This window comes from Sphingobacterium puteale, assembly GCF_003627955.1.
Classification (GTDB): domain Bacteria; phylum Bacteroidota; class Bacteroidia; order Sphingobacteriales; family Sphingobacteriaceae; genus Sphingobacterium; species Sphingobacterium puteale.
Genome location: NZ_RBWS01000017.1, coordinates 97590 through 114087, shown reverse-complemented (window position 1 = coordinate 114087; position 16498 = coordinate 97590). Strand labels below are relative to the sequence as shown.

The following is a 16498-nucleotide window of genomic DNA, read 5'->3' as shown; positions in this document are numbered from 1 at the left end:
TTTAAATCCATATCAGAAAACCACACTACTATGCTTCAGAAACCACTTTATTCGACTTTCTTGATCTTATTATTGTCTACCGCTATACTTCATGCTCAGGAAGGTTACTTAACGGGCTCGGTACGCGCACAAAATGGAGATGCATTAGCACACGTTACTGTTCGGATAGCTGGGCAAAGTAAACTTCAATCGGACTTGTCTGGCAAATTTTCGGCAGCGTTACCGGCTGGCTCTTATCGCCTCCAATTGAGTTTAATAGGTTATCAGACACTCGATACCTTGATTACAGTTCAACCCAAGGAAAATTATCCTATATCGTTTACTTTGCAGGGGAATAGCAGGATCAATGAAGTCGTGGTGTCTGCATCGAGACGAGTCGAGTCATTGAATGAGGTGCCGTCATCAGTGACAATTCTTTCACAGAAACAGTTGGATGCACAGCGTAGTGTCAGCAGCAATCTTAGTGATATATTGGCCTCCACTGTACCTGGACTTGGTTTCTCGACCAATCGTACCCAAAATTTGGGGCAAACGCTTCGCGGCAGACGCGTGCTGGTTATGATTGACGGTATTCCGCAATCAACCCCGCTGCGTGATGGCGCTCGCGATATCCGCGCATTGGATCCCAGTGTGATTGAGCGTGTCGAGGTCATAAAAGGGGCCACAGCAATCTACGGCAATGGGGCCGACGGTGGTTTGATCAATTATATCACAAAGAAAGCGCGACCGGACAGAGCATTTAGTGGAAGCACAGAAATAGGTACCAACTTTTCCCTTGTTAAGCCCGGACAGACAGGTGGTTATAATCTCGGCCAACTTTTTAGTGGACATCAGGGCCATTGGGACTATGTCGTGAGTGGCAGGTTTGAGCAAACGGGTTTGTACAAGGATGCTGACGGCCATGCATTATCGCCAGAATACGGAATGAACGACCTGAAAAATTGGAATGCATTTACCAAAATTGGTTATAATATCAATTCCGATAGCCGGTTGGAGATGATGTACAATTTTTATAAGAGCACGCAATATACAGACTATATTGCAAAGGCCGGTAAATATGGCGATCCCAATTCGCCTACAATTGGCATTCCGGGCGATAGACCAGGGGCGCCGGAAGGAACCCCATATAATCATAATGCGAGCTTAAAATATACAGCACAGGAATTAATTGGAAAAACAGATCTGGAAGCCAATGTTTATTTTCAGGATTATAAGACTTTGATTAATTATAGCAATTTCTTTGAAGATAATGGACAACCAAGTATCAGCAGCAAGAAATTGGGCCTGCGTCTGAATTTTAATACCCCTTATCATTGGTCTGATCAGGTCATGAGCCAGCTTACCTATGGCGTAGACGTCTTGTCGGATAAAACAAATACAATACTTACGGACGGCCGTACCGTAATCCCTGATATGAATATGCGTAATCTGGCCCCTTATTTTCAGGTCAAAACAACATTCGGACAATACCTCATTTTTAAAGCGGGCAGTAGACTGGAAAATGTCCATATCGATGTACCCACCTATACCACTATTGGAATTTTAAATTCGGTGAATGGAAATTATGTCGGTGGGGGAACAAAGGTCAATGCCGGTCAACTGAATTTTACGGCATTAATGCTCAATGCAGGGCTTCGTTACACTAAAATACAGGCGTTCAAGCCATTCGTTAGCTTTTCACAAAGTTTTAGTGTAGCTGACTTAGGACTCGTCTTACGCGCTGCAAAAGAAAATACAGTAAGTAATACATCCATCAAGGCCGTAAAAGCGAATAATTACGAAGCTGGGGTTTCAGGTGATATAGGCCGTTTTTCTTATGAAGCGGCAGCTTATTATAGCAACTCTACATTGGGCGCATCCTATGTGTTTGTAGACGGAAATCCGCAGATAGCCCGATCTCCGGAGAAAATATATGGTTTTGAATTGTCAGCCAACTATCGCATACATCCGATGATTGATCTCGGGGCTAGTTATTCCTACACTGAGGGAAAGCGTGAGCTGACAGAGGGCACTAAAATATATCTTGGCGGAGATCGTATCAATCCACCAAAGATTACAGCCTTTGCTACGATCAATCCAATATCTAAATGGTCAGTGACAACTCAGATGGTCAGTACAACAGGACGGAATCGTTTTGAGCCCGTCAATGGTTTGTACAGTTATGGTACCGGTCCTTTAAAATCTTTCACCATCATTAATCTATCATCAAGCTATGAAATTAATCGCAGGACGCTGCTTCGAATGGGGGTGGAGAATCTTTTTAATAAAGACTATTTTACAGTAATCTCGCAATGGCAATCTAACAATATGAATTATGTAAAAGGAAATGGTGCCCGCATAAACATTAGTCTTTCGCATTCATTTTAATAAAACGTTCTCCTCTGGCTGTAGTTCGATGCGGTGGGTTGGCTAAAAATGCGCAATTCGGAGCAACTTCGAAGGATAATTTTGCATTCAGGTTCGCCCGACAATAGATTCATCTTTGCTATTCCAAAAATTTGCTATTCTATGGCATGTTATAATAAGTAAATTTAATACTTTTAAGCTGTTTAAAAGTTAGCGTGCTTTTCGCTTGTTAAATTGAAGAATGCAACACAAAAAAGACATTCCTGTTAGGACGCTGCCCAAAGAATTTGGGAATGGTATTGCTATTGCAAAAGTCTCACCCGACACTTTTTGGGAGGATGAAGAAACGACGCAGGCACATCGGCACGATTATCATTTCTTTGTTTTACAGAAGAGTGGTATCACAGTCATGGAAATAGATTTCAAGCAGTACCGCACAGATAAACCTACCATTCTCTATCAATCTCCCAACCAGGTGCATCGCGCCTTGAAAGTGGAAAATATCGAAATGTTTATGCTGATCATGAGCAACGAAAATATTCCGGCCGACTACCTCAATATTTTGCAGAGCATCTCGCCTTTAGAGCCGTTGGAAATTGGATTGGAAGATCTTGATATTATTGAGAAGAGCTATAAACTCTGCATTGAATTTTATGGGCGGACAACAGACAAATTATATTCTTCCTCACTGCGGGACAGCTGCAATGCGCTGATTGCGCTTATGATTTCCATGTACTTGAAATATAGCAAAACAGCAGAATCACTATCACGGTTTGAACGGATCAATAGGGCCTTTTTCCTATCCTTAGAACAGAACTTTCAGAACTTGAAGCGGCCTGCTGAATATGCTGCCAAACTTAATATCTCTGTTTCCTATCTTAACGAATGTGTGAAAAACGTGAGCGGCTTTTCCGTTTCCTACCATATACAGCAACGCGTAATCCTAGAAGCCAAACGATTGCTTTATCACTCCGACAAATCAGTCAAAGAGATTGCTTTTGAATTGGGTTATGAAGATTACCCTTATTTTTCCCGCTTATTTACCAAAATTTGTGGTATGAGTGCCAAAACGTTCCGTAGCAAAAACCGCGATTAGTCCAATCAATACAGCTATCCATTCTTTTTTATGCTGACCTCGCTGGCTTTCTTTGTATTGAATAAAAACAGATGATTATGCCAAGCGCTCCAAAATGGGTTTTTGATACCCTGAATCTTTTCATAGCTCAAATTCCCGATGTTCAGGTAAGTCATATTGAACACTTGTCTACTTCGGTCAAACGTATTAGCCTACAGGGGAACTTTGAAAAATTGCAGTTTTCGGTCGGTGCTTTTTTTGACATACGTGTTTCAGATACCGATGCTCGAAGATATACAATCGCTGAGATAAACAGCGAAAAAGACAACTTAAAATTAATTGCACATATACATGGTCATGGTTGTGGTAGTGATTTTATGGATCAGCTGGAGATAGGTGATCGCATCGCACTCAACAAACCGCGGACTGAACAAAAGTATTATGACCATTCGGCGGAGAAAATCGTATTCTTTGGCGACGAAACGTCACTGGCATTGGCCTGTTCTTTCTTGCCGGTTATGCAAGCGCAAAAAAAGAGTTACCTGTTTCTTTTTGAACTGGACGCCGAAAACAACGCTGTTCCGGAGTACCTTGGTCTAGATAACTGCATAGTCTTTCCTAAATCAAGCGTGTTTGCACATCCGGATCAGATTAAGGATTTACCGCTTTTCAAAAATGAAGATTGGTCCGACGCTTACTTTGTGCTTACCGGAAATGTAAGTTCAGTGCAAAACCTTAGAAGGGTAATAAAAACACAGACCAATGCGCGTATCAAGCACCACGGCTATTGGCTGCAGGGAAAAAAGGGGCTTTAACATGAAATAGTAAACCATGCATTATTTAGTAATAGAAAATAAACAACAGGAGGAATTGACCTATGATATCGCAGGCTTTTTCTGGGACAACGGAAATGAAGTTTCAATTCAGAGTTCATATACACCGACGGATCACAACTACCGAAGTGCAGATTGTATTATTTCATTGGACAACAACAGCTTCTCGGAGCAGGACATCTTAACAACAAAACCGCTTATACATTTCTGCCATGACGGTGTTTACTCAAACCTTATTCCTCATCCATACAAGATATTTGAATTTAAGGGTCTGAATGAGCGTACACTCACAGCATTTTTTTCCTGGTGTACTCGTCTGAATCTCTTTAAAAAGTAAAAAGACGTTTTAAAAAAAAGGATATGGAGATTTTATAGTAAGATTCTCCATATCCTTTCTAAGGCTGTCTAGTGTGGTTTGAGTTATCAAAGCGCCGCTTTAATTGCAGCCAAACAATCGGACTGATATTTCATGATATTATCTTTGTCCGTAGCTGTTATTTTTCCTTCCACCGCGTCTTTCTCGATCTCATTTTTAATATCCAACAATGATTTTTCTTTATCTACTGCTTTCTCGTGCGTATCAGCATTGATACGGTCTACCCAAGTTTTACCTAATTTTGTATATAGCTCTTTTGCTTTATCATTGGATAGTGTAGGGGCAGGCACGGCCGCTATTGCAGCGTTGGCCGCAGCCTTATTTGAATAAACGACAGCTTCAGCATCTTTAGTCGCTGCATCTTCTGAAGTTTTCATCGCTTCTTCATTCGCATCAGCAGCTTTGTCCTCTGCTTGTTCCATGCTGTCGGCTGCTTTTTCCTGTGGTGTTTGATTGTTACATGAAAATAAGATTGCTGCGGTCGCTAATGATGCGAAAAATGTTTTGTTCAAATTCATATATCTATTTGTTTAGTGAAACTAATTAAATAACAAGTTATTTCGAGAATTCGTTTGTTATAATTTGTTTTTTAATTATCCAACTTATTCTTCTGCTCTTTTGGCAATTTTTGAACCAAATGAAATTATTTCAAACAGTTTTAGCTGAGTATTGTTAGTTATTAGCGGAAATGCTTGTCCATTCATGAAGATTTTTTTAAAGCTAGGCTCCTTTCCAACTTGGCTTTTTTCAGTTTGAAAGCTAGTGAGCATGACTATTGGAACAGGAAAAGCAAGATTCTGAAAAATAATAGGATTTAAAACAATCGTTTGATTCAACTCAGATAAATATTTTTTTGATATATTTAGCGATCAATATGATTTGTTTGAAGAGGGGTGCAGGATTTAACTATTTGTGGCAAAATATCTCTTGGAAGAATTCCTATTATGAGCAGATTTAATTACTAAAAATTAGCAGTATGCGGCAGATAGAATGCCATGAAGAGGAGATTCATCTATGTGGTAAGATTCAGTTTTTTGGTTTCTTATTTATTTTTGATGACAGTGGATGTATCGCGGCAAGTGAAAATCTAGTTGAACTCCTAGGGACACCAATGAAGAATATTTTGGGATTGCCAATGAGCCGGGTACTCCCGCTATTGTCGACGGAGGTGGAATGGAATCTCGTGGAGATTGACAAGCAGATCAATGGTGAGATATTCGTTCGTTTTGTGGAGCGGATACGTGTCCAGGAAGTGGATTATTACCTCAGTATCTATCGATATGACAGGAAAACATATCTTGAAATCGAAATATGTAATGAGGATCATTTAAAAGCAACCCGTTTATTTTATTATGCCAAATATTTAGAAGAGCAGCATGGCAATGCTTGGCAGTCATTAACGGTGCTGATCCGGCAGATCATTGGTTTTGACCGCGTGATGGTCTATCGTTTTCAGGAGGACAATAGCGGCCAGGTTATCGCCGAATCGTTGGCCGACGATATGGACTCACTGATAGGTTATCGCTATCCGGAATTTGACATCCCGGCACAGGCAAGGGCACTCTACACCAAGTTTCTTGCGCGGCATGTAGCGGATATCGATGCTCCCACAATATCTGTACAGGGACGTGATGCGACCGAGATTGACCTAACCCGCTGTAGCCTAAGGGCACTATCGCCGGTACATTTGCAATATTTACGCAATTCGGGAGTACTTGCCAGCGCAAGTTTTTCCATCGTTATTGAAGGAAAACTTTGGGGATTAGTAGCTTGCCAGAATCGTAAACCGCTTAATGTGGACCTAGCCCAACGACATTTATGCGCATTTTTGACACAATATGCAATAAATTATTACCTTTCAGAACATCAGAGAGAAAATCTTGTTGCACAAACGATAATGGGCGTCATGGAGCGCGATCTAAAATCTGAATTACTCGTAAATCACGATATAGCAGTGGTCCTGGAGCGCTTTGCTCCGCAGATCATGGAACTCGCGGTAGCCGATGGACTGATGATAAAACATGACGGTGGTTTCAAAACTTGGGGCGATGTTCCAACGGAGCAATTTCAACAGCAAATTGATCGCCATCTGGATCAACTGGGAGACAATGAGCTATTTGCCACATCAAATTTTGTTTATGATGTAGATGAAGCGATGGAATCTACCATATTCCCGGGGATTATTCGAATAAATATTTTGCCCAGCAATACCTGGTACATTTATCTTTTCCGAAAAGAACATGTATACGAGGATGTTTGGGCAGGCAAACCGGAGAAGATCTATCAGTATGATTCCGAAAGGAAGGTAGAATTCCCGTCACCGCGGACCTCCTTTGAAGCATGGCGTGAAATTATGAAAGGTAAATCCACCAAGTGGAGTAAGTCCGAAATTGCTTTTATAGAAAAAGTTGCACAAATAACTCAACAAGCTATCGCACAGAGAGGAGGTGAGATTGCGCAACTCAATAAGGAACTAATGCGCTCAAATAACGCTTTGGATACATTCGGATATACATTGACACACGATCTTAAAAATCCATTGTCATCCATTAAACTTGCGGCACAGATGATGCTTTTAAAGGATGATCTGCCCAAAGATTTACTGCGTAAAATGGCAAACAATATCATGGATGCCACAACACTGATCAGCGAAATGATGGATAAGGTCTACCAATTGACACAGTCCAATTCCGTGGCCTTCAAAACGGAGCTAATAGATCCCAAATTAAAAATTTTGAATATCCTGGAAAGTTGCAAGCAGCAGTTTGATGTGCCGCATCTGGAATTTGTTTTGGGTCAAACGTTACCCATACAGGCTGAGCGGACTTTATTGTACCAGTTGTTCCTAAACCTGATCGGAAACGCGATTAAGTATAGCAGCAAGAAAGATCAACCACGAGTGGAGGTTTATAGCCAACAACAGGGTAACTCGGTCTGCTATTATATTAAAGACAACGGAATAGGCATAGACATCCGGGATGGGGCCAACATCTTCGAGATTTTTAAACGTATGCCTAACTCCCAGGGTTTTGAAGGGTCTGGAATCGGTCTTTCCATCGTAAAGCGCATTGCTGATCGCCTTGCTGCTAAAGTTACCGTCGAAAGTGAATTGAATGTAGGCACGACCTTCTGCGTAAGATTTATCGCATAATAGTGTACTAACGCAAAACGAATGGATCAATTGCTTGTTCTTGAGTTATGATCAACTTGGAAAAAATTTTTGCGGATGGCATAGATACATCATTTTTGCTCGAAATAGGCCTTCGTTCGGCTATCATGTTTCTGCTTATATTAACGATATTACGACTGTCCGGAAGGAGAGGGGTGCGACAGTTAACACTTTTTGAGGTAGCGATTATCATTGGGCTGGGATCCGCAGCGGGCGACCCTATGTTTCAGGAAGATATTCCGATTTTTTATGCTGTCGTTGTCTTTATCTGTGTAATAGCCATTTATAAAATGATCACTTGGATTACATCAAAATCAGAAAAAGTAGCCCAGATGCTGGAGGGGAAGGTACTGCCGGTGGTTAAAGACGGTGTTTTTGATATCAAGCATGAGAATGACAATACCTTTTCACGCATGGAGTTTTTTTCGGAACTACGAAATCTGAATGTCGAGCACTTAGGTCAGGTTAAGGAGGGCGTGCTAGAGGTCGATGGAACCATGAGTGTGCTGTTTTACCCGGACGAAGAAACCAAATACGGGCTCCCTCTTTTCCCTTCTTCCTATAAGGAAGTGGATATCAATATGAATGAAGGGCCTTTCGCCTGCATGCATTGCGGCAATGTCTTAACTCAAATAATCGATGGTATGCCGCATTGCCCACGCTGTAAACGGACAAAATGGGCCAAGGCAATGAACAGCAAACGCGTCTAGCGGGATGATCATGAATTTTTCTTCACGACATCAACCATATGATCGAGATCAAAAGGTTTTTCGATAAAATCATCTGCTTTGCAGGCGTTTGCTTTGGCCGGTAAATCAACAGCTGTAGAAGTTAATACCGCCGAAATATCCTCGGTTTCGGGGTCGGACTTCAGTTCTTCAATCACCTTGGATCCTTTTTTAGTCCCCTTGATATGCTCATCAACTATGACAAGATTGGGATCAATCTCATCAATTTTCTCTATGGGTTCAGTGGTCAAAGATGAAGTGACATCAAATCCTTCATCTTCCAGCACTTCGTCCATTATATTGAGAATATCTTCATTATCCTGAATAAGCACAATCTTTTTTTTCTTCTTCTTCATTTTAAAAATTTGTTCAAATATAGAAAATAAGAACGCTTGTTTTATGTGAATTTTTAGGGCTCTTTTTAGTTGGAATATCAACGATTTTAACTTTGCTGTTGTTATGTATAAAAGTGATCGGCACGGCATATAAAACACTAAACATCAAGCGTAAAATTATGAATATAAATGACAATGGACCTAAGAAAAGCTTAGACGACGCAAAGAAAGAAGAAAAAGAATTAAAAAAAGAAGGAAACGCTTTTGCAAATACCCCGGATACGCGACCTTTGTCCAAGGCTATTGTGAAAGAAAAGAAGAAAAGAAACTGATATGCACCATGGGAAATATTTTCTGAGCGACGAAAAAGGTGTCATTCCTACTAAAAAGAATGGATATAGGCTTTTTTAATTTTAATCAGTATCTATGCGTTTCAACATTCGCTATCCTACAATGAGAAAAGGTCAATCGGGCTGTATGATATTCTTTAGCGCCAGATAAAAAAAGAAGGGAGATTTGCTGTATTTACGCAATTTTTGTATCATTGGGGATATCATAACCAATGCAGCAGCTCAAGCCCTTTTTATACGCGTATCTACAATTATTTCTTTTCCTCTTGCTAGGACAGTCAACGGCTTTAAGCCAGGTCAGTACTTATGCGTTTAAGACCTTAACATCTGACCAGGGACTGGTCCATAATCATGTAAATTGTGCTTTTAGGGATAAATACAACTACCTCTGGTTTGGTACAGAAGCTGGATTGAGCCGATTTGATGGTGTACAGTTCACAAATTTTAGGTACACTGCCAGTAAACGCTCAGGATTGAGTGGCAATGTCATTTCGGCAATCTTTGAAGGACCCGAAGGGAATGTATGGATTCGTGCAGCCAACCGGATGAATGTTTACGATCAGCGATCTGGAGTTATCATTCAACAGATCGATTCTATACTGGCTACCCTGAAGGTCCCAGTCAAGGATGTCTATTCCATCAGACCATTGGATGACCATAACTTTGCCCTTTTGTATAGCGATCGTTCGCTGATTTTGTACAATAGCCTAAAGAAAACGTATCGCAGGGTGCCTCAGCTGACCAAGGACAGTAGAATTACCGATATAATTACCGGTCAAGGGCAAACGATCTGGGCCATCTACGAAAATGGTATGTTCGGCCAGATCGATACAGAGTCGCTGCGAAGTACTAGGCGATTCATGCTCCCGATCGCAAATAAACAGGTAAATTATAATCTTTTTGCTGACAGGGATGGCGCAATCTGGATCTTCTCAAAAGATATCCCCATTGGCGTCTACTGGCTTGATCCCAAAGACTGGCAAATTCATCATCTTCAAAAAGAACTGTCCAATCCCTTTGTGGGTAATATCGTGCAAGACGACAAAGGACAGCTTTGGCTGGGGACCGATCATGGTGGCATCAACGTCTATGACAAGAAGAATAACAGTATCCAGCTCATTGGCAGTGATAAATATGATTTACGGAGCCTACCTTACAATAGCATTACATCGCTATATCGAGATAAATCCGGTATTATCTGGGCCGGGACGTACAAGGGGGGAATCAGTTATTATCATCCCAATTTATTATTGTTCTCACTAATCAAAAATTATCCCGGACTGCCGAAATCGCTTCCCTACGATGATGTTAATAAGTTTGTGCAAGACCGCAAGGGTAACCTTTGGATTGGCACAAATGGTGGCGGATTGTTATATTATGATATCGATAAAAAGACCTTCATGCAATACCTACATGATCCGGGCAATCCAAATAGTTTGAGCAGCAATGTGATCGTTTCGCTTTTACTGGATGAGATGAACCAGCTGTGGATAGGTACTTATCGTGGTGGCATGTGCCGATTCGACGGCAAAAATTTTAAAGTTTTCCACCGTGATACCGGACCTGGAAAACTGAATGATGACAGCGTATGGGAAATATATGAAGATAGCCAGCATCGTTTTTGGGTAGGAACCCTTAGCAGCGGTCTGTATCTGTTCGATAAAAAAAATGAGCAGTTTTCAAAAACGTATACACGAAATAATGAAATCCTAAAGAACACTTATATCTCGGCCTTGTTTGAAGATTCGAAAAAACGACTATGGATTGGCACTGCAACCGGCTTGGCGATACTGGAGCCGGATGATAAGATTACGTATATTGATACGGATAGTTCGCCAAGGAAACTTAAAAATAATCTGATTTATGATATAAAGGAGGATACAAATGGTCGCATCTGGGTGGCCACACAGGAGGGCTTACATATCATTGGTGACAAAAAAATAAGCTATCTGACACAGCAGGATGGTCTGAGCGACGATGCTGTAGTGGCCTTATTGGTGGATAATGAGGGGAACATCTGGGCTTCAACTAACAAAGGGCTTTCAGAAATCGTCGGCAAAGGCGAAGGACAGAAGTACATCATCCGCAATTTTACGCGGGAATTAGGACTGCAGGGGGATGTATTTAACGAGAACGCTGCCTTAAAATTGCGGGATGGAAGGCTTGTCTTTGGCGGGCCAAAAGGTTTTAATTTTATTGATCCAGCGAAAGTCAGGGGGGAAAGCGAGCTGATTTTACCCATTTTATCAAATCTTTATCTCTTCAATAAGCGGATAGCGGTAGGTGAGGAATTTTCAGGTCATGTTATTTACAATCAGTCGCTGAATAACCTGAAGGAATTGAAACTCCCACACAACCTCAATGCTCTCTCCCTGGAACTGTCCACCTTTGATTATCTGCAACAGCATAACGGACTCTACCAATATAAGCTTGGGGGTTTAAGTGATGAATGGTTTGACTTTGAACCGGGAACGACGCGTGCCAATTTTACCAACCTGGATAGCCGGACCTATAAATTGTACATACGGCATGCGATCGATTCGAACAGCTGGTCCGAAGGAGTGCTATTGCTGAAAATTGATGTACAACCGCCATTTTGGCGTTCGGCTTGGGCCTTTGTTTTATATACAGGATTGGTTCTGGCCATACTCTGGGCTTATTTTTATGTGACCAAACTGCGTGTCAAGACACGCAATCAACTCTATCTCGCGCAGGAGCAAGCCTCACAAGCCAAAGAACTGGATGCCTTGAAAACTCGCTTCTTTACTAATATAAGCCACGAATTTCGGACACCAATCAGTTTAATTCTAACGCCGACACAACAATTGTTGGATGAAGAACAGCATCCTGATAAAAAAGCGGATCTCAATTTGATCAAGAAAAATGCGGATCGCCTGCTGAGATTGGTCAATCAATTATTGGACTTCAGAAAGCTGGAGAAAAGTGAACTGGAACTGAATGAGGAATATGGTGATCTAATGGGATTTATACGTGAGCAGCTCGATGCATTTAACGTGCTTGCCCAGAGTAATCAGGTCATGCTCCAAGTTAATGTCGCCCCACAGGCTAGCGCTGCATGGTTTGACAAGAATAAACTTGAAAGCATTATCTTTAACTTGGTTTCCAATGCGATAAAATTTAGTCCAGCTGCGGGCATAGTAGATTTTATTGCTAACATTGAGGTAGGAGACAAAGAGAAAGTGTTAAACATAACCATAAAGAACACTGGTGCTGCCATTCCCGAAGCTCTTCAATCTCGTATATTTGAACGCTATTTTCAGCTGGAAGTTCCAAATGGTAAACTGAATCAGGGTACAGGGATCGGGCTTTCAATCGTTAAGGAATATGTGGATTTTTTGGGTGGCAATATCAGACTAAACAGTAATCAAGAATACACAACATTTGATGTAAAGCTGCCCTTACATACGATCGAGACTAACACGGAAGTGAACGAAAATGCCCTCCCGGGTAAGCCTTGTATTTTATTGGTGGAGGATGATGTGGATTTCCTGCTGTATATGGAGCGAACATTGAACTTGGAATATGTAGTTACTTCTGCCAAAACGGTATCTGATGCTAAAATAATCCTAAGCAAGCAACAGATTGATTTAATTATGACAGATCTCAGTCTGCCGGGCGAAAGCGGATTGGATTTTTGTCGCTATATAAAGGGTCAGGCAAAGTTGGCTCACATTCCAGTACTTATTGTGACCGCAGTTGTCAATCCGAAAATCGAAGTGGAAGCACTTCAAGCTGGTGCAACAGATTACATAAACAAACCCTTTAACATCAGTCTGCTGCGCTCTAAATTGGCTCAAATACTCCATCAGCAACAAAACTTGGTAAAACGCTACAAAAAACAGATCAATGTCAATCTAGTGCAGCCTGATATTGAATCTGCCGATGAACAGTTTATCCGATCGCTTGTCCAAGAAATTGAACGGGATCTTAACGACTCTTCGCTTTCAGTGGAATTACTTGCTAAAAGAATGAATATTACACGGGTAGGTCTCTATAAGAAGGTACTCGCTATTACAGGCTATTCTCCGATGGAATACATCCGTCATATTCGTCTTAAACGTGCAATGCACCTCGTTCAAAATTCGAAATTATCGATGGCAGAAATTGCTTACGAAGTGGGATTCGGAAACCCGAAACAATTCAGCAAATATTTTAAATCCGCATTTGGTAATTTACCCTCCTTTTACCGTAAAAATCTTTAAAACAGCGAATTGCCATAAATCCAATCTTAAAATAATTACTAAGTGTTAACAAAACAGCCCCCAAAAGTTAACAAATCGGCACCATTATACAACCGGTTGCATTCTATATTTGAATTGTTCTTTCAATAGGAAGGACTAATAATAACCAAGGGAATATAGTAACCAATAAATCTTATTTAAATGCGCAACTTAACGTATGCTTTAAGTAGTTTGATGCTCTTCGCAATGGTACAGCAAGGATTCGGACAGACCAACAAAGCACATTATGAAAAAACGCCAACTGGTGTCAAGGTAAGCTTCAAAAATTCGGACACATCAATCGATCAGGATGTCTATTTGGATGTTGTAACGGACAAGATCGTACGTGTCACGGCTGTTCCGGCCGGCGCCGCCTTTCCCAAGCAAACGAGTTTGGTGGTCGTCGATTCACTGCACCGACAGCTCAAGTCGCTGGCTGTAAAATCTACTGATTCTACCGTAAATGTACAAACAGCCGCTATACAGGCGATCGTCTCGTTGAAGACTGGTAAAGTTGATTTTTTTGATTCAAATGGCCAAGTTATCGTAAAAGAAGCGAAACGAAATTCAAGCTCTTTTACAGCGAATAGCTATAATGGCGATGCATTTTATCACATCAACCAAGACTTTATCGTCAATCCCGAAGAAGGGATTTATGGCTTAGGACAACATCAAAATGCGGTCATGAATTATAATCGCGGCAAACAGGTATCGCTGTTGCAGTACAATACAGAAATCGGAATCCCTTTTTTATTATCTACGAATAACTATGGATTGCTATGGCACAATTACTCCATTACCAAAGCTGGAGATGTACGGCCCTTATTGCCTCTCAATGCCCTTAAGCTCTCCTCAAAAGAAGGTGAAGAAGGCTGGCTTACAGCTACCTATGTGAACCGGAACAATATAAACGAGGTCTATCTATCCCGGCCTGAATCCATTATCGATTATGGTTATTTAAGCGATCAGCACAAGTTTCCCAAAGAAGTGAAGCTTGCGGATACTAAAGTAATCTATGAGGGAAGCCTTGCCTCGCCATATGCGGGCAAACATGTGCTGCACTTTAAATATTCGGGTTATATGAAGGTCTGGATAGACGGTGAGCTGGTGGCTGATCGTTGGCGGCAATCCTGGAATGCAGGGACCTTTGAACTCGAGAAAGAAATGGGAAAAGATCAGTCTCACAAAATCCGTATGGAATGGATACCAGATGGGAGTGAATCTTATTTTACATTGAATTGGCAAAGCCCCGTGCCCGAAACCCGTAAAAACTTATTTTCATTTAATTCCGAAGCTGGAGATGCAGTTGATTATTACTTTATTCATGGATCATCCATGGATGACGTCATCGCGGGTTATCGGAAACTATCGGGTAAGGCGCCCATTATGCCGCTATGGAGTTTCGGGTTTTGGCAGAGCAGGGAGCGTTACAAGACACAAGAAGAAATTGAGCAGGTTGCTACTGAATTTAGAAGGCGTAAGATTCCGATTGATAATATTGTTCAAGATTGGTCTTACTGGTCTGAACACGACTGGGGAGGCCAAAAATTTGATCTAAAACGTTTCCCGGATCCAAAAGCGATGGTGCAGAAACTACATGATCAACATTTGAATATCATGATTTCAGCATGGCCAAAAATTAATGAGGAGTCGACTGTATACAATGAATTTAAAAACAACAAATGGATCTATCCGCGCAATATTTATGACGGTCGCAAAGATTGGATCGGAAAGGGTTATACATCCACCTTTTATGATCCATTTAATCAAGGTGCCCGGGACGGATTTTGGAAACTGTTGGACAAAAACTTGTTTAAAATAGGAATTGATGCCTGGTGGATGGATGCCAGTGAGCCGGACATCCATTCCAATATCGACCTGGATGAACGCAAATCGGTTTTTCAACCGAGTATCGGTTCTTCGGTTCGTTATTATAACGCTTTTCCACTACAAAATGCAAAAGGTATTTATGAGGGCCAGCGTGCAACTGATCCCAACAAACGGGTTTTTATCTTGACACGGTCCTTTTTTGCGGGCCAACAGCGTTACGCTGCTGCCGCTTGGAGTGGGGATATTGCCTCCAGGTGGCATGATATGAAAGATCAGATTGCCGGGGGAGTTAACTTCTCGATGTCTGGTACACCGTATTGGACAATGGATGCCGGGGGCTTCTTGGTTGAAAACAGATTTCATAAGCCTAATGCAACCGACCTAGAGGAATGGCGTGAACTGAATAGCCGCTGGTACCAATATGGTGCTTTCTTGCCGCTGTTTAGAGCGCATGGACAATTTCCCTATCGCGAGCCTTATAATATCGCTCCCGACGGCCACCCTGCATATAAAAGCATGACTTATGTTATCAATCTGCGTTATAAATTACTTGCGTACAATTACAGCCTTGCAGCAAAGACATTTTTTGAAGATTATTCGATGATCCGCGCATTGGCCATGGATTTTCCGAAGGATAAGAACGGATTTGATAGCAACGATCAGTATCTGTGGGGGCCGTCCCTGTTGGTCAATCCCGTTACTGAAAAAGGTGCGACCTCGCGCAAAATGCACTTCCCAAAAGGAATAGACTGGTATGATCTATACAGTGGCAAGAAAGTGCAGGGTGGTCAGGACCTGCTTGTTGATGCACCTTACGAACGTATCCCGGTATATGTAAAGGCCGGAGCGATTCTACCAATCGGACCAGTATTGCAATACACAACAGAGAAAAAGCAGGATATACTGGACCTCTATGTCTATGATGGAGCAGATGGTCATTTTTCACTTTATGAAGACGAAGGAAACAATTATAATTATGAAAAAGGGAAATATAGCCGCATAGATTTCAACTATGACAATACGACAAAAACGCTGTCCCTGCGCGAACGTAGAGGTGATTTCGACGGAATGCTGACCAAAAGGGAGTTTAATATCATTTTTGTCAGCGACAAGAATGTAGTCGGGCTGGATGTACCATCAAAAAGATCAACAGCAGTATCCTATACAGGTAAAGCTGTACAGATCAAATTAAAATAAATAAAAACCAACTTATAA

General features: G+C 41.4%; 12 protein-coding genes. 9 read left to right on the top strand and 3 right to left on the bottom strand.

Annotated elements, in window-relative coordinates; genetic code table 11:
- Positions 1 to 30 precede the first annotated feature (30 nt).
- From D7322_RS20835 to D7322_RS20820, 4 genes are all read left to right on the top strand, one after another.
- Positions 31 to 2367: a TonB-dependent receptor gene (locus tag D7322_RS20835; RefSeq protein ID WP_121126164.1), complete on the top strand. Its 2337-nt coding sequence runs from the start codon at positions 31 to 33 to the stop codon at positions 2365 to 2367.
- A 220-nt stretch (positions 2368 to 2587) separates the two neighbouring features.
- Positions 2588 to 3442, top strand: coding sequence for a helix-turn-helix domain-containing protein (locus tag D7322_RS20830; RefSeq protein WP_121126163.1), 855 nt, complete (start codon positions 2588 to 2590; stop codon positions 3440 to 3442).
- Between the two features lie 77 nt (positions 3443 to 3519).
- Complete coding sequence (locus tag D7322_RS20825) at positions 3520 to 4236, top strand: FAD-binding oxidoreductase (RefSeq protein ID WP_121126213.1); 717 nt, start codon at positions 3520 to 3522, stop codon at positions 4234 to 4236.
- Between the two features lie 16 nt (positions 4237 to 4252).
- Positions 4253 to 4591 carry a hypothetical protein gene (locus tag D7322_RS20820; RefSeq protein WP_121126162.1) on the top strand — a complete coding sequence of 113 codons (339 nt, stop codon included), beginning with the start codon at positions 4253 to 4255 and terminating at the stop codon, positions 4589 to 4591.
- Between the two features lie 86 nt (positions 4592 to 4677).
- Here the strand turns inward: D7322_RS20820 and D7322_RS20815 are convergent, their stop codons facing one another.
- Together D7322_RS20815 and D7322_RS20810 are read right to left on the bottom strand one after the other, a co-directional pair.
- Positions 4678 to 5148, bottom strand: coding sequence for a hypothetical protein (locus tag D7322_RS20815; protein WP_121126161.1), 471 nt, complete (start codon positions 5146 to 5148; stop codon positions 4678 to 4680).
- Between the two features lie 84 nt (positions 5149 to 5232).
- Entirely contained in the window at positions 5233 to 5466 is a 234-nt protein-coding gene (locus D7322_RS20810; protein ID WP_121126160.1) for a hypothetical protein, read from the bottom strand.
- Between the two features lie 140 nt (positions 5467 to 5606).
- Here D7322_RS20810 and D7322_RS20805 point away from each other — a divergent pair, with 140 nt between their 5' ends.
- Together D7322_RS20805 and D7322_RS20800 are read left to right on the top strand one after the other, a co-directional pair.
- Positions 5607 to 7781, top strand: a complete 2175-nt coding sequence (locus D7322_RS20805) for an ATP-binding protein (RefSeq protein ID WP_121126159.1) — start codon at positions 5607 to 5609, stop codon at positions 7779 to 7781.
- Positions 7782 to 7828: 47 nt separating this feature from the next.
- On the top strand, positions 7829 to 8509 hold the full coding sequence (locus tag D7322_RS20800) for a DUF421 domain-containing protein (RefSeq protein ID WP_121126158.1): 681 nt from the start codon (positions 7829 to 7831) through the stop codon (positions 8507 to 8509).
- A gap of 8 nt (positions 8510 to 8517) precedes the next feature.
- Here D7322_RS20800 and D7322_RS20795 read toward each other — a convergent pair whose 3' ends face one another.
- Positions 8518 to 8883: a response regulator gene (locus D7322_RS20795; protein ID WP_183078794.1), complete on the bottom strand. Its 366-nt coding sequence runs from the start codon at positions 8881 to 8883 to the stop codon at positions 8518 to 8520.
- Positions 8884 to 9041: 158 nt separating this feature from the next.
- On the opposite strand from D7322_RS20795, the gene D7322_RS28535 reads away from it, so the two are divergent.
- The 3 genes from D7322_RS28535 (at position 9042) to D7322_RS20785 (ending at position 16480) form a co-directional block, all read left to right on the top strand.
- A complete protein-coding gene (locus tag D7322_RS28535) occupies positions 9042 to 9194 on the top strand; it encodes a hypothetical protein (protein ID WP_183078793.1) in 153 nt (50 codons plus the stop codon).
- Positions 9195 to 9424: 230 nt separating this feature from the next.
- Positions 9425 to 13435, top strand: a complete 4011-nt coding sequence (locus D7322_RS20790; RefSeq protein ID WP_121126156.1) for a two-component regulator propeller domain-containing protein — start codon at positions 9425 to 9427, stop codon at positions 13433 to 13435.
- A gap of 180 nt (positions 13436 to 13615) precedes the next feature.
- On the top strand, positions 13616 to 16480 hold the full coding sequence (locus tag D7322_RS20785) for a TIM-barrel domain-containing protein (protein ID WP_220700142.1): 2865 nt from the start codon (positions 13616 to 13618) through the stop codon (positions 16478 to 16480).
- Positions 16481 to 16498 lie beyond the last annotated feature (18 nt).